We start from the raw sequence: 19,423 nt of genomic DNA, 5'->3' as shown, positions 1-19,423 counted from the left end.
TGAACGGCATCATGCTGTTCGCGCGCGGCTACGCCGGCGAACCCAGGAGACCCTCATGAATGCCATCACAGCGACCGCCCCCGCCGGGGCCATTTCACAAAACCCGACGACCGGCGCGGTCATCGAAATCTATCCGTTCCACACTGCTGAGGCGATTGAACATATCTTGCAAGGCGGTGCGACAGCATATCGCCTGTGGCGGGACACGCCGATGGCGGAGCGCACCGCGACCTACCGCCGCCTCGCAACGACCTTGCGCGAAAGCGTTGACGAGCTGGCGACATTAATTACCCGTGAGATGGGCAAGCCAATTGGTGCTGCTCGAGCCGAAGTTGAAAAATGCGCAGCGACCATCGAGTGGGTCGCGAGCCATGGTCCTGCGATCCTTGCTGACGAACCGGTCGACGTTGATGGTGACGACGAGGTCCATGTGTCCTACCTGCCCATCGGCACTGTCCTCGGCGTCATGCCCTGGAACTTTCCACTCTGGCAGGTCATCCGCGCCGCAGCGCCGATCATGCTGTCAGGAAATGGCTTCCTTCTCAAGCATGCTCCCAATGTCATGGGTTCGGCCTATGCCTTGCAGCGGGCTTTTGAGGTCGCTGGCTTTCCGAAAGGGTTGTTCGCAAACCTCAATGCCGATTACCATGCGGTCGCCAGTGTGATAGAGGACCCCAGGATCGCGGCCGTCACCCTCACCGGCAGCATGCGTGCCGGCGCCGCGGTTGCCGCAACGGCCGCCAGAGCGCTCAAAAAGAGCCTGCTCGAATTGGGAGGCAGCGACGCGTTTATTGTTTTGGCCGACGCCAACATAGATCTCGCCGTAGAGGCGGCGCTCGAAGCGAGGTTTCAGAACACAGGCCAAGTTTGTCTCGCGGCCAAACGCTTCATCATCGAGCGACCGGTCGCCGAAGAGTTCACCCGCAAGTTTGTCGAGGGTGCGAAAGCGCTGAAGGTAGGCGATCCTTTTGATCTTGATACCCAGATCGGACCCATGGCTCGACACGACTTGCGCGAGGAGCTCCATGGCCAAGTGTGCAAGACGATCCAGCAGGGCGCGAATTTGCTTCTGGGCGGGCAAATTGTCGAAGGCCCCGGCAACTTCTATGAGCCCACCGTACTCGCCAACGTATCCCCTGGCATGACAGCTTTTGCCGAAGAGACCTTTGGTCCAGTTGCCGCTATCGCCGTCGCCGACGACATCGAGCACGCCATCGAACTTGCCAACGCCAGTGATTACGGCCTTGGTGGCAATCTTTGGAGCAGCGATGTTGCGCTGGCAAAGCGCCTCGCTCGTCGCCTCGAAACCGGCGGTGTCTTCATCAATGGCTTCAGCGCAACAAATGCTCGCATACCGGTCGGTGGGGTCAAAAAAAGCGGCTATGGCCGGGAGCTCTCTCACTTCGGCCTGCGCGAGTTCACCAACGCACAAGCCGTCTGGGCCAGAACGCTCGGTTAGGCTGAGCAGTTACGGGCCGTATCGCACTATGCGGGGCTGATTGACGGCTTCGCGGGCCATAGCCTTTTGCCAAGCTGTCTCGCTGATAAGCATCCTATCATGGGTCTGCGCCATTAAGACCTCCTTGCCGAGTTAACGGCTTCGCTGCCTTATGAAAGCCCGTTATCCACCGCTCCAGATCTTTACCCATTTCCTGAGTATCAAGCCGGAGGGCAAGAATCTGTACCTTGGAAAGCTTTCGCTCTAAGCCCAACGCGTAGCCAGTTTGCCGAAACTTGGCGACACCCGGATGAGACGTCGGCCTGCCTACGCTCATACAGCGAGTACCCGAGTGGAATCAAAGCTGCCAGCATCCCGCCGGCGCCTGCAAGCCGTTCGGTTAGCCACGCCTTGCCCGCCTTCGACTTCATTGCTCGGCTCAGTCCGCCGATTTTGTCACATCTACTGTAGATAGCGGATTTAGGCTAGTCTTCGACCAGTTTCAAAGCTTTTGCTCGAGTCGGGTTTGACACGATCTTTTGCTCGCCGGTCTATCCGCCGTTTGCGGACCGTTCAGTGGTTCGCAGCGCGCCGCCGAGACTTTGGTCACCTACCTGGCCAACGCGGGATCAGGGCGGGCAGGGCGCGTTTCAGAGTCAGTCAACAGCCAGCAGATGGCGACGGTGACATAAGTCGAAGTCCCTAAACGATATCTTCCGTTCAATGTGATTGCGTTTCAGGCCGGCCGGTTGAGATCGAACTTCCAACGCCCGCACCGCGAGCCAGGTTGCGCTAGCTCCCAGGAGACGTGGAACTGTTGCTGCAAGCCTTTGCGGAGGAGGGCGTTCACCAGCATAGACCAGAGCGACGGCGTGAATGCGTAGAATCGCATGAACTGATCTCGGCCTTCTATCACGAGTACAGAAAGACCAGCCGCGATCGCCTTGGCGACGTTGGCCCACAGTCGTAAGATCACGGCACCATCAATGCGTTGTAGCTGCCAGCGATGTTGTGGCTTAGGTGAGGCCAACACCCACTCGGGAGAAACGGCAACCGATGCATCGCTGTGTGACAAACTCCCGTAGCGGCCCGTATGCTTGGTGGTACCTTGTGCCAGCGATTATTTTCGCCGAGCGCGCCATCACTCAACCGCATCGCTGTTGGCAGTTGGCCGCGGCCCACAGACTTAACATATTGAAATCATTGTAAATATCGGATGACAAAGAATAGGGGCCAATTTGATCTGTGTGGGCCGCGGCCCACAAAGCTAACCAATTGAAATAATTATGTTTTTTAAACCAACAGGTCATATGGCATCCAATCACAATCTGCATCCAATGACTTCAGACAATAGTCCTAAGGTCGCGGTGATTGGCAAAGAAGGACAACAAAGCATCCATCAAAGCCACGTATCGCAGAGGCGCGTCGGCCGCATTCGATTTCGCTCGAGAGCAGCGTTAGCTCCTGCGAGCGCGTGTCGAGGCGCAGCATCAAGTGTCAGCGACTGACTGCCTAATACAGTAACAGAGACCATGGGGTGCTCAGGGCAGGGGAGGGGCGTCTTCAGCCTGTACGGACCAACGTTTGCGCCATAGCATAGCGTCTGAGAATGCCGTCGTCTCGCGGACAGCAAAGCACTCTCTACCAGCGCCGTCGATCGACGCCATCTACAGCGACGACGATTAGCCTTTGGTAGATGCTAGCCACAGCGATCAGGAAGCAGGGTGGACTGGCTCGACGGAGAAAGATTTTCTGTCTCGACCTAAACTTTAGCCAGGACCTCAGATCGGGCGCGGGACCCTCACCCAGCTCGGCGTCCGCGCACCATCAAAAACAGTGCCGTTCGTCGCCATCAAAAACCCGGGAATAACAAGTCTCATCCTCTCGGAGCGCAAGAGGAGGTAGCGATGAGTTTCGACCAGGCATCTTACCGGATCGTGTGCATGTCAGCAGGATTGCTTTGGCTGTCGCTAACGCCCGCTTGGGCGAACTGCACATCGGTTATGGCAAATAGCGAGTGGCCGGCTGTCGCCCACGCGATCTCAAATGCTCGTCTCTGTGAACAAATACCGGTCGGCCCCAATCGAACAAGGAGCTTCAACGTCATATCCGCCGAAATCTGCCGCAATGCGGGGGGCCTGACGTCGATAAGGGCTCAAGCACTTCTGACCTGCGAAACCGACGACAACGCGTTGTTCCAGTTAGAACCGATCGAGGGGAAGGTGACAGTGAACGTCACGCTCGACACCGCGGCCTGCAGGATAACGGACGCCCGCATGGATATCGACGACGGCGTTGGCGGCCTCCTATCCGGGCTCGCGGATACCCAGGACCTAGCAAGAGACTGGGCGCAATCGCAGCTCTCAAGATTGTGTCGATTGCGGTGAAGGATAGGTTAGGGGAGGGGAGGGGATCAATGAGGAATTCATATGTGCCGTCCACGATGCTTCCGATCGTCTCGTTTATCTTCGTCATTCCCGGATCAATATCTTTCGCAGTACGGACTTGCGATGGGTACGAATAAGCTTTGCTGTCGTGAAGCATCGCTGCCCTCAATTCCGTGACAGAGCATCTTGCCACTCCGCTCTAAGAACGGTCATCGCGTTGCAGAGCGGTCCTTCAGGTCTACAGATCTTACCCGGTAGCCAGCATCCTCTTTGGATCTGTTCCAGATAAGCGAATCCAACTCGATGCCCTATCCGGCTCGTCCAGCGCCGGTAACCGAGACGTGATCCCTTGCCACACATCTGCGTCGTCTTTGGGTGATAATCCTGCGTCATGACAACGGAGCATGAAACAGTGGATTGGGAACCTACAATTCAGCAGATGCTGATCGACCCATTGATAGCACAGGTGAACCGAGCCGACGGCGTGAACGATCGATCGTTTGCACAATTACTTCAGAGCGCGGCTCGGATACGCGATCTGAAGACCTCCGCGCTCTCGCCGACAACTGACGGCGCCCCAGCTATCTCTTCCCTCGCAACACCACACTGATGCTCGACACGAGCTGTCGTCAAAGCCTTGCGCACTCGGATATCCAACACCGCGTCTTAACCTACGCTTTGACAATCTAGCCGCCACGGCCAATCGAGCGCTCTCGTCCCCAAGGGCTCTACTATCCAACCTTACGGCCCAAATCCGCATTCGCTTTCAACAGCGCCATGATCATCGGCCCAAGAGAAAATTCACCGCGCTCAGCGCGGCTGGTCAAATCTCTCAGATATCCGCCAGCAGAATTGATCATGTTGGCTCGTTCAAGCATGCAGGCAACCGTGACGGCTGCATTTTCCGGTCCCATCACGTCGCACGCGTCCTGATAGGCCGAAGGGCTAATCCCCATCATCGACCGCACGACCACGCCGGCTGACATCAGATCCCGCCAGGCCGCGATGGTTCCGCCGGGACCGTAGTCAACTATCTGCGGGCACGCCTTCAAAACAGTACCCAGTGGGAACACCTTGAGCGGCTCGCTCCTCGGTCGGCTGTTTTCATTCGACTTCGCCCCCAGCTCTTCTTCAGAGCGTGGTTCAAATTCTATAGGAGATTCGGGATTTGAATTATGTATGTGGCGCTCATCGTGAGCAGCATTGGTGCCAGAATAATCCAATTTATTCTGTGTTTCCAGTCGATTAAGGATTTCTTCCCTCAGTAGCCGCATCTCTTCGAGTATGCTGACGACAATTTCGATTGTTGCCACTCGCGGCAACCGTCCAATCATGCCTACGTAAACAGCCTCTACCGCATACCAATCTCCTTCGGCTCCCTCTTCCATTGCCGCAGAGATCAGTTTTCGAACATCGCGCCGGCAGATCGTCAGGTCTTCTTTCGCCTTGCGCAAGGCTGCGCGTGCTGCGATGACCTCCTGTGCCATGATCGCGAGCTCTTCTGATCGTGCGAGAAGAGGGGAGAGGTCAAAGCCGAAAGCACTCTCCACATCGCCCGCGTCATCTTTACGAGCATAGCGTTTGCCGTTCGCGCTGTCCTTTCGCACGATCAAGCCGGCCTCGACGAGCAGCGCAAGATGCCGACGCAGCGTCGAACCCGGCATTCCATTGGCTCTGAGGGAGAGTTGGATGTTCGAGGGGTAAACGATAAGCTGTGCGTCCTCGCGCAGCTCATTGTCTGGATGAAAGCTCAACAGAGCGTCGAGAACCGCCAGGCTGTTCGATTGAAGCCCCAGCTGTTGCATGGCCGCCGACGCGTCCCGCTTGACCTTCCATTTATCCGCTGTTTTTCCCGCCTTCAGCTCGGCGACAGCCTGCTGACGCCGGACCAAGGCAAGCGTCACCGGCCGCCGCCCGAATGGCGTCGTCACATTCCCCGTATGCATCGTCTTTCACCTTTCAGCAGGCAAAAGAAATTCACTCATCAAAACGATGCCAAAGACTCTTGACGATGATTCCCGGAAATGCGATTCTACTGGTGCTAGACAGATAGGGGCTTCCGAGACGGCGACGTTTTGGGGGCTCTTTTCTTTTGCGGGTTACGCTTCCTTCTTCGCTTGTTGTCTTGCACGATAATCTGCGTAGAGCGTGGGCAGCTGCTCAAGTACGAAAGCGGCGAAATCAGGCGTCGCCTTCCTGTCGATTGTCAGCTCCACCTTCGCCTTGCTTTGTTTGACCTGAGCGAGCCTTTGCCCATCAAGTGCCGCAAGTACGTCGGGAATCCCCCGCTCGATTCGGCGGGGCTTGAGGTGCGCCAACGTGTCCTTGAAACGATCCTGTGACGGCAGGGCTCGAAGTGAGAGCGCGAAGCTTGTCACATCCTGCGGCGATGGCGCTTTTTCGAGGAGTTCAGCCAGTTCGATCCAGCTACGGCGCCCAACGCCCGGCGCGCGACCGATCGCATCGATCAGATCCGCCGGCAGGGCATCGACGATATTGAACATTCTCGTGAGGTCGCTCTTGTCAACCGACATGGCCGCCGTAATCACGTCTCGTGAGAACCGCTCTTTAAGACGCGCAGCGAAGCGTGCCTTCTCGATGAAGGTCAGATCCTCGCGTTCGTTGTTTTCCTGTCCCTGCGCGATAACCAACTGTTCATCGGTCAGGTCACGAACGATGGCCTTGACCTCAAGGCCCAACTCGATGAGCGCGCGCAATCGGCGATGGCCGAACGCAACCTGGTAGCGCCCGGGCTCGCTTGGATGAGGACGAACCAGGATGGGGACCTGTTGACCTTGCTCACGGATCGAGGCGACGAGACCATCGAGATCTCCGTCCATGCGATCCTGCACGAATGATGGCTCGATGCTGGCAGTCTCGAGCTCGACCACGACCTGGCCCTCGGCCAGCTTCCGTTCGATCTCGTTGGCTCGCCGGCTGCGATCGTTCAGATCACCCAATGATTTGCTGACGGCAGCCATCGGTTTGGATTTCGTGGCGTCAAGATGCGGCCGCGAGGGCGGGGGAGGGGCCGCTGGCTGTCCGTCCTTTGGCTCGCTGTGGAGCATGGATAGAAGGTTCTTCCGGCTCATGATCTACCCCATGTCGCCTTGATCAGGGATTCGATCTCGGCGTTGACGTTGTTCATCGATTCCAGCGCGCGATCATAGGTCGATCGGGTGAACTGACTGCGCTCAACCTCGAAAAGAGTCTGGTTTGTAATGCCTGCGTCGGAAATTGCGGTACTTTTCAGCATCGGATTGACGAGCACATCCTCGCCGAACATCGAACGAAGAAAGGCAACCATCTGGTTCTGCGGGCCGTCGGTCGGCTCGAAGCGCGTGACAAGGTAGCGCATCCAGTTGTTCCGATCCTGCGCTCCGGCTTCCGCGATTTCATCGAGAAGGGCGCTGGTCATCGCGAGAAACTGGTTCATGGACATCACATCCAGCATTTGCGGATGGATCGTGATCAAGACAGAGGTTGCGGCGGTCAGGGCCGAAAGTGTGAGAAAGCCGAGCTGAGGCGGGCAATCGATCACAACCACATCATAAGCATCCTCGACCTCGCCGATCGCCGCCTGCAGGCGGGCGAAGAAGAGCACGTCATCGGGTTTGCGCTGAAGCAGGGCCTTCGGCGTGTCGTGCTCAAACTCCATAAGCTCGAGATTGCCCGGAATTATATGCAGTTCGGGAATATAGGTTCCGCGAATGATTTCCTGGATTGGGCGGCGCTCTTCGTCGTAGCGAATGGCACCGTACACCGTTTCGTTCTCGCCAACGTCGAGTTCGGGCTGGTTGCCAAACAAGGCCGAAAGGCTCGCCTGCGGGTCAAGGTCAATGGCCAGAACACGATAGCCGCGCAGCGCAAGATATTGCGCAAGATGCGCCGATGTTGTCGTCTTGCCCGAGCCGCCCTTGAAATTCATCACCGAAATGACCTGCAGCTCCTCGCCATCACGGCGGTGCGGAAGATAGCGGCCGTTCGAGCGTGCGGGCTTGTCGAGATAGCCCCGCATCGCGGCAATATCCTGCACAGAATACATTCGCCGCCCGCCTGCAAGCGCTGGGCTGAAGTCGCGTTCGGAGCCTTCCGACGCTTTCTTCTCAAGCTCGACAGCGATTGTACGCAGATAGCCTTCGGCCACCCCCAACAATTTTGCTGCTTCCGATGGTGAGAAGGACCGGATAGTCTTACGCGCATGGGGCGGGAAAATGTTGGATTGATGCTCCTGGAGCTTAGCCGACAGCGATGCGGAATGGCTCGCGATCTTGGATCGGAGCGGTAGAGAGCGGCTAGTGCCGGCGCTTGCGGTCTTCGTCATCAATTTGCCCATCAGCTCACATATGCGGAAAACACCCAGGAAACGTCAAAATTCCGCATTTCAGGAGTGCCGCGATTCTCTCTCCCTTGCAAGCCTTTTAAAGTTAACGGAATTCGACTCGCTTCGCCGCCGTCGAAAACGAACAGCTTTTTATGCCCTTGGCGAAGAATCCGGACCTCGCAGTATGGTACAGGATCTGGGAGCGTGATGATTGCCGAAATCCGGCGTTCGGTGCGCGGCCGAAATGTCGCCCTTCAGCATCCAGACGACATGATTGATATGGCACTATTGTTAGGGAGCAGAATACCGGTGCGCCTTGGCCGCAGCCTTGTCGGTGAGGTGAGAGCGGGCTGCGCTCACCCGTCCAACGCTTGAAAAGTCGGGCAATTCGAGCGTGGCGAGATCGATTCAACAATCCGAAGCCGCTGCTTGTTCAGCAAAGGTCGCCGCAAGCAGCGGCTTCGGAGCGATCGTCAGAGGCCCATGGCCTTCAGTTCTTGCAGCGGCGGGATGGTATCGAACATATGCTGGTCGAGACGATCCCAGATGATGCCGCAGGTCGGCTTGTGCGGGCTGCTGACATTAATCGTGCGCGTCGGCGTGAAGATGACGTCAACGACGGTGTCATAGACGTCGGGCATCAGCTTTTCGGAAAGAACCTGGCAGTCGTGGACGACGGCCGCGCAAGGCGTCTCCACCGAAATGCGGCCGAGTTGGTAGAGCATGCCCCATTCGGCGTCGAAGAAGCCATGCCCCTTGCCGAAGCGGACACCTTCCAGGTTGATGGCGCCGGTACCCGTGACCATGTAGTCGACATCCGGCAGTGTTGCCTGGATGTCGGCCAGCGTCAGATGCTGTCCGATCCGCTCCATGCCATCCAAGGTGGAGGCGTAGAGATAAAGTTCCGGCGCGATCTTGGCCGGATCGAGCAGCCAGAATCCACGCTTGATCGAATAAGTGGTCATCAGCACGACCTTGCCGTCCTGCAGCGCCTTGAGGCGCAGACGGTCGAGGCAGTTGTCGGGCGTGATGAAGATCAGCTTGGCATCGCGATAGTAGGCGTTGTCCGTCAGCCGCTCGACCGCTTCCTCTCCGCCCTCAAAATCGGCGATGAATTCACCGAAATCGAAGTGGAAGCGGCTGTCGGCGACAGCGACCTTGCGCAACTCGGTCCATACGCGTTCGCGCACGGATGATTTGTGATCGGCGATTTCGGCTGCGGTGGTCATGAAAACTCCTTGTAATGCTTCAGGTCGCCGGCTGCATGCCGCGTTTGCGCAGCACGTGCCGTTCGATGATGATGACGATTTGATAGAAGAGAGCCGAGATGAGGACCGACACCAGGGCGACCGTCCAGATCATGCCGTAGTCGAGATAGCCTCGCGACTGGTTCAGGAGATTGCCGAGCCCGGTGCCGGTCGCCAGCCATTCGGCGATCATGACGCCCAAAAGCGCGCGCGGCACGGCAAGCCGCATGGCGGCGAAAAGATAGGGCAGGGATGCCGGGATCGAGACCAGCCTCAGCTGGGTGAGGGGGCTGGCTCCATAGGCGCGCACCACGTCGAGCGCGCCGCGCGACACCATGCCGAGCCCCTGCGCCAGCGTGACAAAGGCCGGGAAGAAGGTGACCGAAATGGTGATCCAGAGGATGACCGAAGGCCCGCGGCCGAGAAGCAGAACGAGAAGCGGGGTCAGCGCCACGAGCGGCATGGTTTGCGTGACCAGCGCCACCGGCATGAACGAGCGGATGATGCCGGGACGCACGACGGAGGCGAGCGCCAAGAGGAAAGCGAAGGCGAGGCCTGCCGCCATGCCGATCAGTGTCATCGGCAGCGTCTGGCCGAGCGCTGCAAGGAGCCGCGTCTGGGCCGAGGTCGCCGAGGGGGCGAGAAATAGATAATCGAAGACGGCGGCCGGGGTCTTGGCGATCATTGCCGGTGTGCCGAGCACCTTTAACAGCAGCCACCAGACGATAAAGGGGGGGGCGATCGAGGTGAGGGTGATGGTAATCATCGAAACGAGACCGCCCTCGGAACGGATGCCGGGCGGTGTGGCGGCGACGGTGACGGCGCGGGTGGAGCGGGTGAGGCGGGCCTCGATAAGCGCGAAAATGCCATAGGCGATCAGCGCCATGGCGGTTGCGGCAAGGCCGATACCCCAGAGGCGGGCGGGATCGGCGCGGCCAAGCGAGCCGATGAGATAGGCACCGAGACCGAAACGGCCGCCGCCGCCGAATTCCGCCAGGATCGAGCCGAGCACGGCGGCTGGTGCCGCAACACGCAGGCCGGCGAGGATCGCGGGGAGGGCGGCGCGGATTTCGACGAGGCGCAGAAGCGCAAGCCGTCCGCCGCCATAAGCGCGCACGACGTCGAGCATGCGGCGGTCCGTCTGGCTGATGCCGGTGACGGTGGCGCTCATGGTGACGAAATAACAGCCGAGTGCAGCGAGCACGACACGCGGCGTCATGCCGGAAAAGGTAAGGACGAGGATCGGCGAAATGGCGATCGGCGGCAGTGCGAAGATCGCGACATTGAGGCCGCGCCCGAGCCTTGCGGCAACCGGCGAGACGGCAAAGAGAATGCCGGCGAGGATGGCAAGCCCGTTGCCAATCAGGAAGCCGAACGATGCGCCTTGGAAGGTGGCGAGGATATGGGCCGGATAATCACCGCGGTCCGACCAAAAGCGCAGGAGAACGTCTGTCGGGGCGGGCAGTGCGCCACCGGCGACGAGCTTGAAGCGGCCAAGGACTTCCCAAAGGACGAGCAGGATCGCCGCGTTTCTGAGAGCGGACCAATGCCGGAAGCCGGTCGCTGTGGCCTGGTCAGTGGCCATCCAGCGCCTCCGCAACCTGATCTTCCAGCGCATGGAATTCCGGCGTCGTAAACACTTCCGGCAGGCGCGGGCGGGCGAGCGGGATGTCGACGATCTTGCCGATACGACCCGGCCGGCTCTGCATGACGACAACCCGGTCGGCGAGGAAGACGGCCTCGTCTATGCCATGGGTGACAAGAAGGGTCGTGGCGCGGCTTTCCATCCAGATGCGCTGCAGCTCTAGATTCATCTGACGACGCAGAATCTGGTCGAGCGCGCCGAACGGTTCGTCGAGGAAGAGAACCTTGGGATCGGTGACGAGGGCGCGGGCAATCGCCACGCGCTGGCGCATGCCGCCGGAAAGCTCGCCGGGCAGCGCCTTCTCGAAACCTTTCAGGCCGACGAGGGCGATCAGTTCTGCAATCTTTGCGGAAAAATCGGCGCGCTTGCGGCCGAGCACGTCGAGCGGCAATGCGATGTTTTCCTCGACACTGCGCCAAGGCATCAGGGCGGCATCCTGGAAGGCGACGCCGGTCAGGCCCGCTTTCGCCGCTTGCTGCGGTTTCATGCCGGCAATGCCGATCTCGCCCGATGTTGCGTCATCAAGGCCGAGCGCGAGGCGCAGCATGGTGGACTTGCCGCAGCCGGACGGGCCGATCAGCGCCGTGAACGAGCCTGCGGGACAACCGAGCGAAACATTGTCGAGCGCCTGAACGACAGCCCCGCGCCCCTGAAAGGAGCGCGAGACGGCTTCAAGCGTAATGCCGGTTGCAGAGGTCATCAAATTTCTTCGAGAACAGTGGTGTCGAAGTGTTCGCGCTTGGCGGTGATGCCGACGGCGGCGAGCGCCTCGATATTGGCGGCAATCGCTTCCTCGCTCATCGCATAGACGCCCTTGGCATTTTCGATCAGCGGCTTCTGCGCGGTGTTGAAATAGACCTCGTTTTCAATCGAACGCCCGGTGCCTTTGAACCAGCTGTCCGCAAAGGTCTTCGGATAAGCCGCCGGATCCTTGAGGTTTTCGTCCCAGCCCTTGCGGCTAGCCTTGAGGAAGGCGACGATTTCCTTGCGCTTAGCCTTCAACGTCTCTTCGGTGACGACGACGGTGTCGTTGAAGATGGTGAAGCCGAAATCGTACAGCAAGAAGGAGGTGGCTTCCTCGCCGGCCTGTTTGATGGTGAAAGGCACGTTGGTGGTGAAATCGACCGAAGCGTCGATCTCGCCCTTGATCAGCGGGGTCGGGTCGTAGGCGTAAGGCACGATGTTGACCTGGGCGCGGTCGACGCCGGAAATTTTCAGCATGGCTTCGACGGAGATGACGTTGACCGGCGGAACAGCAAGCGTCTTTCCGATCAGGTCTTTCGGTTCCTTGATCGGGTTCTTGGCCAGTGAGACGATGCCGATCGGGTTCTTCTGGTACTGGGCGCCGATGATCTTGAAAGGCGCGCCCTGTTCGACGATCGCCTTGATCGTCGTGTCCGGCGTCGTCAGCGTCAGGTCGGCCTTGCCGGCAATGATCGAGCTTTCCGGGATGACGTCCGGGCCGCCGGAGAGATAGTCCAGCTCAAGGCCGGCTTCCTTGTAGTAGCCCTTGTCGGCGGCGAGGAAATAGCCGGCGAATTCGGCATCGTTGATCCAGGAGGCCTGGAAATTGAACGGAGTGGCGGCAGAGGCCATGCGGCTCATCATCGGCATGGTCGCTGCGGCGCCCATCAGGCCCATGAAATGGCGGCGGTTGAGTGTAAGATGCATCGGTGGCTGTTCCTTGGTCTTTGGGTGAAGCGTCAGTGATGTTTCGTCAAACGATGCCACGCATGTGGGCGAGTTCCTTGAGCGGCGGCGTTTCGAAAATCTCGTCGCGCGCCAGGTCATCCCACTTGATGCCGCGGGGGCGCCGGCTGCGGCGCTCGACTGTGGCCAGTCGGCTTGGTGTGGCGATATAATCGACCTGTATGTCGGTCTCGCTCGGGCTCAGCTGCTCATCGACCACCTGCACGTCATGCACGATAGCCGCGACCGGCGTCTTCTCGTCAACGAGCCCTAGATCGGTGAACATGCCCCATTCAAGATCGAAATAAGTGTGGCCCTTTCCGAAGCGGATACCGTCGCTGGTCACCGCCGATGCGCCTGTCGCGAGAAAGTCGAAGCGGCCGATCGTGGTCAGCTCGGCAAGATCGATACGGCGGGAGAAATGCTCCATGCCATCGAGCCAGGCTGCGAAAGCCGCCGCCTCGGCCGGCACGATACCGGGCGCCATGTAGAGAAAGCCCCGCTGCATGTTGTAGGTGGACATGACGAAGGCCTTGCCCTCGGCAATCAGCCGCCGTCGCAGTTCGGTCATGGAATTGTCGGGGGTGACGAAGGCGAGCTTCATCGCCTTCCAGGCGTCAAGCCCGGCAATCCGGTCCGTTGCCTGCTCCACGCCTTCGAAATCGGGAATGAATTCGCTGAAACTCATATGGAATCGCGTGTCCGGCCGCGCGACAGCCTTGAGGCTATCCCAAATTCTCTGCCGGATTACGCGAGGCTGCGCCATTCTTGGCCCCTGTTTCAATGTTTCATACCTTTGAAACAACAGTTTCATTATTGCAAGAGGGCTGCTAATCTTTTTATGCAGAGCGGCAACCCGGAGAAATCATGGCCTCGCGTCTTGTCTTACGCATTCAGGAACGCCATTCGCGGCTGACCGCCGGCGAGCAGAAGCTCGCCCAGCTCATCCTCGATCGGCAGGATGATATCCTCACCCATTCCGCGACAGAGATCGCTGAGATGGCCGGCGTCTCTAAGGCGACTGCCGCGCGCTTCTTCCAGCATCTCGGCTACGCGGATTTCAATGAGGTGAAACTGCAGGCCCGTGAGGAACGCAATCGCACCGAACCTTATGGCTATTCCGTTACCCAGTCCGAACAGGTTGCGCTTGGCCGCACGATCGGCGCCCATTTGGAACTTGAGCTGAAGAATTTGACCAAGACCTTCGAGGAGATGCGCTCCGACAAGGTACGCCAGGCCGCAGAACTGATCGGCGCCGCTCCGAAGGTCTGGATATTAGGCCTCGGCACCGAAGAGGGCGTCGCGCGCTATGCGCGGCTGGTCTTTTCGCGGCTTCGTCACAATGTGATGATCCTCGGCATCAATCAAGGATCGTGGGCCGAGGACCTTGCCATGACCGGCCCGAAGGACGTGCTGATCCTGGTAACGCTGCCGCCACATCAGCCGATTTTGCGGCCGATTCTCAGCCATGCCGCGACGAGCCGTCTCAATGTCATCACCATCACCGACCGCACCTCGATGCTGGAGGCTCAACGTTATTCCAATGTCGTTCTGCCCTGCCATGTGGCAAGCTTCGCCCTCGGTCCATCGCATACGACGATCCTCAGCACGGTAAGACTTCTGGCATTGACCTACGCTGCTCACGCCGGTCGATCCGCGCAGCAGCGCGCCGAGATCATTTCGGCCATCCACGAAGAATTGGGTGATTTCGGCTGAGACGCTTGCTCGCAGCCGGGCCTTTCCGGCGTTGAGGACTGATGATCCGTTCGAGCTGGCAAACCACCAGCCACATCGCGTAAGAGAACTGAGGCAATTGAGTTAGGCAAATCATAGGTGGGGCAGAAGCGCCCGCCTTGATCAACGGCTTGCGGGATCGACGCGCGATCAGCTCGTGACCGACCAAGAAGTCTCCCATCGTCGTTCATCCCGGAAACCTTCTCTCTCATTGTTGCAAATAACGCAATTGAATCGAAAATATTAGTGCAATTGTTTGCGCACCTCGATCCGTGGCAATTTCCAGTCATCAGCCGAGCAACAGCGTCGTCTGAAGCTTGAAACGACAAAATTGCAGGATATGAAATGACCGAGATTTTTTCTTCCATGACGCGCCGCAGCGCACTGCTCTCCGCCGGTGCAGCCGCAGCGACCATGGCAATCTCACCCGCCTTTGCCTTTGCAGCGAGTGCTGCACCCACAAACACTAAAACAGAAGGAAATACTGACATGGCTACCATCACCACCAAGGACGGCGTCGAAATCTTCTACAAGGATTGGGGTTCGAAGGACGCACAGCCGATCGTCTTCCACCACGGCTGGCCGCTGTCGTCGGATGACTGGGATGCGCAGATGCTGTTCTTCCTGTCGAAGGGTTACCGCGTCGTTGCCCATGATCGCCGTGGCCACGGCCGCTCCGCCCAGGTCGCCGACGGTCATGATATGGACCACTATGCCGCCGACGCTTTTGCCGTCGTGGAAGCGCTGGATCTGAAGAACGCCGTGCATATCGGCCATTCCACCGGTGGCGGCGAAGTTGCTCGCTATGTTGCCAAGTTCGGCCAGCCGGCCGGTCGCGTCGCCAAGGCTGTTCTGGTGTCGGCAGTACCGCCGCTGATGCTGAAGACCGAAAACAACCCCGAGGGCCTGCCGATCGAAGTGTTCGACGGCTTCCGTGCCGCGCTCGCCGCCAACCGTGCGCAGTTCTTCCGCGATGTCCCGGCCGGTCCCTTCTACGGTTTCAACCGTGATGGCGCGAAGGTTCAGGAAGGCGTGATCCAGAATTGGTGGCGCCAGGGCATGATGGGCGGTGCCAAGGCGCACTATGACGGCATCAAGGCGTTCTCCGAAACCGACCAGACGGAAGACCTGAAGGCGATCACCGTTCCAACGCTTGTCCTGCATGGTGAAGACGACCAGATCGTACCGATCGCGGACTCCGCACTGAAGTCGGCAAAGCTTCTGAAGAACGGTTCGCTGAAGACCTACCCGGGCTTCTCGCATGGCATGCTGACCGTCAATGCCGATGTGCTGAACGCCGACCTGCTCGCTTTCGTGCAGTCCTAAAACGAAAACCTGGCCGTGGCGGACATCTGCCGCGGCCAGATACTCCAGTTCCTTGACCTGATACAGATCGATACCACCATGCAGCTGACGCCCGAACTTGTTGCCCTGACCATCCGCGATGTCCGTGATGATGGACCGGAACCGGGTTGGACACCGCTCTCGGAAGCTGAGCTTGACGATCTCGTCGACAGGATCGAACGTGAAGCGGCAGGTGAGCCTCTTCTGGTCTTTGCCTATGGTTCCCTGATCTGGAACCCGGAGTTCGAACCAGCCAGCCGCGAACGGGCAACCGCTTATGGCTGGCACAGGTCGTTCTCCTTGAAAATTCAGCGGTGGCGCGCAACCAGCGAGCAGCCCGGCCTGATGATGGCGCTTGAGCACGGCGGCCAGTGCGATGGCATCGTCTTCGAACTCTCAGCCGATCGCCGCCGCCAGGATTTGCGTGCTCTCGTCGCGCGCGAGATCAAGTATAGCGAAGTGGTGGACATGGTGCGGTGGCTTCCGGTGAGGACCGAAAGCGGCTCTAAGAAAGCCCTGACATTCTGGGCCAGCACCAAGCGGGCCGGGCTGACGAAACCGCTGCCGGTGGCGGAAGCGTCTTCGCTGATCGCGGCAGCCTGCGGTCAGGGCGGCTCCTGCGCAGAGTACCTTCACAATACGATCGTCGATCTTCAAGCGGAGGGCATCCGCGACCGCAACCTGTGGCGCCTGCAGGCGCTGGTCGCGGCCGAGATTTTGGCGCGCCAGAAGGCGTAGCCTACCATCCTGTCCGGTAAGCCGTCGTGAGGCGATGGCGTTGATACGATTTTACTAATCGCATTCGTCGCGGTAGCATGATCGCAGTCTGGGAGGACTGGCGACATGCTGGAGTTGGATTTCGGGTTATCCGAAATGGCGGAGGCGATCCGTGAGACGACACATCGGTTTGCGACAGATCGTATTGCCCCGCTTGCCGCGAGGATAGACGAGGAGGACTGGTTCCCGGTCGAGATCTGGCCCGAGATGGGAGCGCTTGGCCTTCATGGCATTACGGTGCCCGAAGACCATGGCGGCCTTGGGCTTGGCTATCTCGAACATGTTATCGCCTGTGAAGAAATCAGCCGTGCCTCGGCTTCGGTCGGCTTGTCCTACGGCGCGCACTCCAATCTCTGCATCAACCAGATTTCGCGCTGGGGATCGGCTGAACAAAAGCAGCGATACCTTCCATCTCTGATATCGGGCGCGCATGTGGGCAGCCTTGCCATGTCGGAAGCAGGTGCCGGCTCGGACGTCGTCTCGATGCGGCTGCGCGCCGATAGGGTTGACGGCGGTTACCGCCTGAACGGCACCAAATTCTGGATTACCAACGCGCCTTATGCCGAGACGCTGGTCGTCTATGCCAAGACCGTTCCCGATGCTGGCTCCAAAGGCATTACCGCCTTTGTAGTTGAGAGGGGCTTCGACGGCTTCTCGATCGGCCAGAAGATCAACAAGGTCGGCATGCGCGGATCGCCGACGGCGGAACTGGCCTTCAACGACTGCCTCGTTCCGGAGGAAAACATCATGGGCCCGCTGAACGGCGGCGTTAAAGTGCTGATGTCCGGGCTCGACTACGAGCGCGTGGTGCTTTCCGGCATTCAGCTCGGCATCATGCAGGCCTGCCTCGATGTGGTGCTTCCATATGTCAGGGAGCGCAAGCAGTTCGGTGCGCCGATTGGCAGTTTCCAGCTGATCCAGGCGAAGGTGGCGGACATGGTCGTGGCGCTGAATTCGGCTCGCGCCTACGTCTATGCGGTGGCAAGAGCCTGCGATGCCGGCAAGACGACGCGGCATGATGCGGCCGGAGCCATTCTTTATGCATCCGAAAGTGCGGTCAAAGTGGCCGAGCAGGCAATCCAGGCGCTGGGCGGCGCGGGATATACGAAAGACTGGCCGGTCGAGCGGTACTGGCGGGATTCGAAGCTGCTCGACATCGGCGCCGGTACCAACGAGGTGCGCCGGATGCTGATCGGGCGCGAAGTCATAGGTGGCGAGGGGAGGGGCTGATGCCGGAGCTGCAGACGGTGCTCGACCCCAGCTCGCAAGCGTTCGCAGTTAATCATGCGCATAATCTCGCTCTGGTGGAGGCACTTCGATCCAAGGTGGCGCAGGCAGCTCTGGGCGGCTCTGCGAAACATCGCGAGCGGCATGTCGAACGCGGCAAACTGCTTCCGCGCGACCGCGTCCAGCGCCTGCTTGATCCCGGCTCGGCGTTTCTCGAGATCGGACAGCTTGCCGCTAATGGCATGTATGACGACGAGGCGCCCGGCGCGGGCATGATCGCCGGCATCGGCCGTGTCTCGGGCATCGAATGCATGATCGTGGCGCACGACCCGACCGTGAAGGGCGGCGCCTATTTTCCGATGACGGTGAAAAAGCATCTGCGGGCGCAGGAGATCGCCTGGGAAAATCGGCTGCCCTGCATCTATCTGGTGGACTCGGGTGGCGCCAACCTGCCGCATCAGGCCGAGGTCTTTCCCGATCGTGATCACTTCGGGCGCATCTTCTACAATCAGGCGCAAATGTCGGCGGCGGGCATCGCCCAGATCGCCTGCGTCATGGGCAGCTGCACGGCGGGTGGCGCTTACGTGCCGGCGATGTCGGACGAAACCGTCATCGTGCGCAACCAGGGAACGATCTTCCTCGCCGGCCCGCCGCTCGTGAAGGCGGCGACGGGTGAGATCATATCGGCCGAGGAACTCGGCGGCGCCGATACGCATGGCCGGAAATCCGGCGTCGTCGACCATGTCGCTGAAAACGACGAGCACGCGCTTCTGATCGTCCGCGACATCGTCGCCACGCTCAATCGGCCGAAGCGGGTGGATATCGAGGTGGCCGAGCCACAGCCGCCGAAGCTCGATCCGCAGGAGCTCTACGGCATCGTTCCGCGAGACGTGCGCACGCCCTACGACGTCCGCGAGGTCATCGCCCGAATCGTCGACGGATCGGAGCTGCAGGAGTTCAAGGCACTCTACGGCACCACGCTGGTCTGCGGCTTTGCGCGGATCTGGGGTATCCCCGTTGCCATTCTCGCCAATAATGGCGTGCTCTTCTCCGAGAGCGCACTGAAGGGCGCTCATTTCATCGAACTTGCCTGTCAGCGGCGCATACCATTGCTCTTCCTTCAGAATATCTCGGGTTTCATGGTCGGCGGGAAGTATGAAGCAGAGGGGATCGCCAAGAACGGCGCGAAACTGGTGACGGCGGTGGCAACGGCATCGGTGCCGAAGGTAACGGTGCTGATCGGCGGCAGCTTCGGCGCGGGCAATTACGGCATGTGCGGCCGCGCCTATCAGCCGCGTTTTCTGTTCACATGGCCGAATGCGCGCATTTCCGTCATGGGCGGCGAGCAGGCCGCCTCGGTTCTCGCGACCGTGCATCGCGATGCCGAGAGTTGGAGCGTTGATGAGGCCGAAGCCTTCAAGGCGCCGATCCGGCAAAAATACGAGGACGAGGGCAACCCCTACTACGCCACCGCGCGGCTATGGGACGACGGCATCATCGACCCCGCTCAGACGCGCGATGTGCTCGGCCTGGCATTCGCGGCGACGCTGAATTCGCCGATACCGGAGCGCGCCCAGTTCGGCCTGTTTCGCATGTAGCCGGAGAGCCAGG

Annotated in this window: 16 protein-coding genes; 7 read left to right on the top strand and 9 right to left on the bottom strand. The window is 59.6% G+C overall.

Features of this window, described 5'->3' with window-relative positions; genetic code table 11:
* Positions 1 to 55: 55 nt before the first annotated feature.
* Positions 56 to 1,459, top strand: a complete 1,404-nt coding sequence (locus ACODTZ_RS24440) for an NAD-dependent succinate-semialdehyde dehydrogenase (protein ID WP_489028797.1) — start codon at positions 56 to 58, stop codon at positions 1,457 to 1,459.
* Between the two features lie 1,886 nt (positions 1,460 to 3,345).
* Positions 3,346 to 3,825, top strand: coding sequence for a hypothetical protein (locus ACODTZ_RS24435; protein ID WP_489028795.1), 480 nt, complete (start codon positions 3,346 to 3,348; stop codon positions 3,823 to 3,825).
* Between the two features lie 731 nt (positions 3,826 to 4,556).
* On the opposite strand, the gene repC is transcribed toward ACODTZ_RS24435, so the two are convergent.
* The 8 genes from repC to ACODTZ_RS24395 all read right to left on the bottom strand — a co-directional run bounded on the left by repC (position 4,557) and on the right by ACODTZ_RS24395 (position 13,496).
* Positions 4,557 to 5,771: a plasmid replication protein RepC gene (gene repC / locus ACODTZ_RS24430; RefSeq protein ID WP_489028793.1), complete on the bottom strand. Its 1,215-nt coding sequence runs from the start codon at positions 5,769 to 5,771 to the stop codon at positions 4,557 to 4,559.
* Positions 5,772 to 5,924: 153 nt separating this feature from the next.
* Positions 5,925 to 6,917 (bottom strand): plasmid partitioning protein RepB, encoded by a 993-nt coding sequence (repB, locus tag ACODTZ_RS24425; RefSeq protein ID WP_489028791.1) that lies wholly within the window; start codon positions 6,915 to 6,917, stop codon positions 5,925 to 5,927.
* Positions 6,914 to 8,149 carry a plasmid partitioning protein RepA gene (gene repA, locus ACODTZ_RS24420; RefSeq protein WP_489028789.1) on the bottom strand — a complete coding sequence of 412 codons (1,236 nt, stop codon included), beginning with the start codon at positions 8,147 to 8,149 and terminating at the stop codon, positions 6,914 to 6,916. Before repA ends, repB begins: the two co-directional genes overlap by 4 nt.
* A 473-nt stretch (positions 8,150 to 8,622) precedes the next feature.
* Positions 8,623 to 9,378 carry a 5-formyltetrahydrofolate cyclo-ligase gene (locus ACODTZ_RS24415; RefSeq protein WP_489028787.1) on the bottom strand — a complete coding sequence of 252 codons (756 nt, stop codon included), beginning with the start codon at positions 9,376 to 9,378 and terminating at the stop codon, positions 8,623 to 8,625.
* A gap of 19 nt (positions 9,379 to 9,397) precedes the next feature.
* The gene (locus tag ACODTZ_RS24410) at positions 9,398 to 10,981 is read right to left on the bottom strand and encodes an ABC transporter permease (protein ID WP_489028785.1); all 1,584 of its coding nucleotides are present in this window, start codon (positions 10,979 to 10,981) and stop codon (positions 9,398 to 9,400) included.
* Entirely contained in the window at positions 10,971 to 11,741 is a 771-nt protein-coding gene (locus ACODTZ_RS24405; protein WP_489028783.1) for an ABC transporter ATP-binding protein, read from the bottom strand. Before ACODTZ_RS24405 ends, ACODTZ_RS24410 begins: the two co-directional genes overlap by 11 nt.
* A complete protein-coding gene (locus ACODTZ_RS24400) occupies positions 11,741 to 12,712 on the bottom strand; it encodes an ABC transporter substrate-binding protein (RefSeq protein WP_489028781.1) in 972 nt (323 codons plus the stop codon). The genes ACODTZ_RS24405 and ACODTZ_RS24400 overlap by 1 nt, the downstream gene beginning before the upstream one ends.
* 46 nt (positions 12,713 to 12,758) lie before the next feature.
* Positions 12,759 to 13,496, bottom strand: a complete 738-nt coding sequence (locus ACODTZ_RS24395) for a 5-formyltetrahydrofolate cyclo-ligase (RefSeq protein ID WP_489028779.1) — start codon at positions 13,494 to 13,496, stop codon at positions 12,759 to 12,761.
* A gap of 101 nt (positions 13,497 to 13,597) precedes the next feature.
* Between ACODTZ_RS24395 and ACODTZ_RS24390 the strand changes: the two genes are divergently transcribed.
* A complete protein-coding gene (locus tag ACODTZ_RS24390) occupies positions 13,598 to 14,446 on the top strand; it encodes a MurR/RpiR family transcriptional regulator (protein ID WP_209234186.1) in 849 nt (282 codons plus the stop codon).
* On the opposite strand, the gene ACODTZ_RS24385 is transcribed toward ACODTZ_RS24390, so the two are convergent.
* Complete coding sequence (locus ACODTZ_RS24385; protein ID WP_489028777.1) at positions 14,371 to 14,955, bottom strand: hypothetical protein; 585 nt, start codon at positions 14,953 to 14,955, stop codon at positions 14,371 to 14,373. The two genes, ACODTZ_RS24390 and ACODTZ_RS24385, sit on opposite strands and share 76 nt — an antisense overlap.
* On the opposite strand from ACODTZ_RS24385, the gene ACODTZ_RS24380 reads away from it, so the two are divergent.
* The 4 genes from ACODTZ_RS24380 (at position 14,954) to ACODTZ_RS24365 (ending at position 19,410) form a co-directional block, all read left to right on the top strand.
* Complete coding sequence (locus ACODTZ_RS24380) at positions 14,954 to 15,790, top strand: alpha/beta fold hydrolase (RefSeq protein WP_489028775.1); 837 nt, start codon at positions 14,954 to 14,956, stop codon at positions 15,788 to 15,790. The genes ACODTZ_RS24385 and ACODTZ_RS24380 overlap by 2 nt on opposite strands.
* 78 nt (positions 15,791 to 15,868) lie before the next feature.
* On the top strand, positions 15,869 to 16,546 hold the full coding sequence (locus ACODTZ_RS24375; protein ID WP_489029044.1) for a gamma-glutamylcyclotransferase: 678 nt from the start codon (positions 15,869 to 15,871) through the stop codon (positions 16,544 to 16,546).
* A gap of 105 nt (positions 16,547 to 16,651) precedes the next feature.
* Entirely contained in the window at positions 16,652 to 17,815 is a 1,164-nt protein-coding gene (locus tag ACODTZ_RS24370; RefSeq protein WP_489028773.1) for an isovaleryl-CoA dehydrogenase, read from the top strand.
* Entirely contained in the window at positions 17,815 to 19,410 is a 1,596-nt protein-coding gene (locus tag ACODTZ_RS24365) for a carboxyl transferase domain-containing protein (RefSeq protein WP_489028771.1), read from the top strand. Before ACODTZ_RS24370 ends, ACODTZ_RS24365 begins: the two co-directional genes overlap by 1 nt.
* Positions 19,411 to 19,423 lie beyond the last annotated feature (13 nt).

This window comes from Rhizobium sp. FG113 (genome assembly GCF_057809895.1).
The sequence above is the reverse complement of the archived record's forward strand: the minus strand, read 5'-3'. Positions and strand labels throughout refer to the sequence as shown.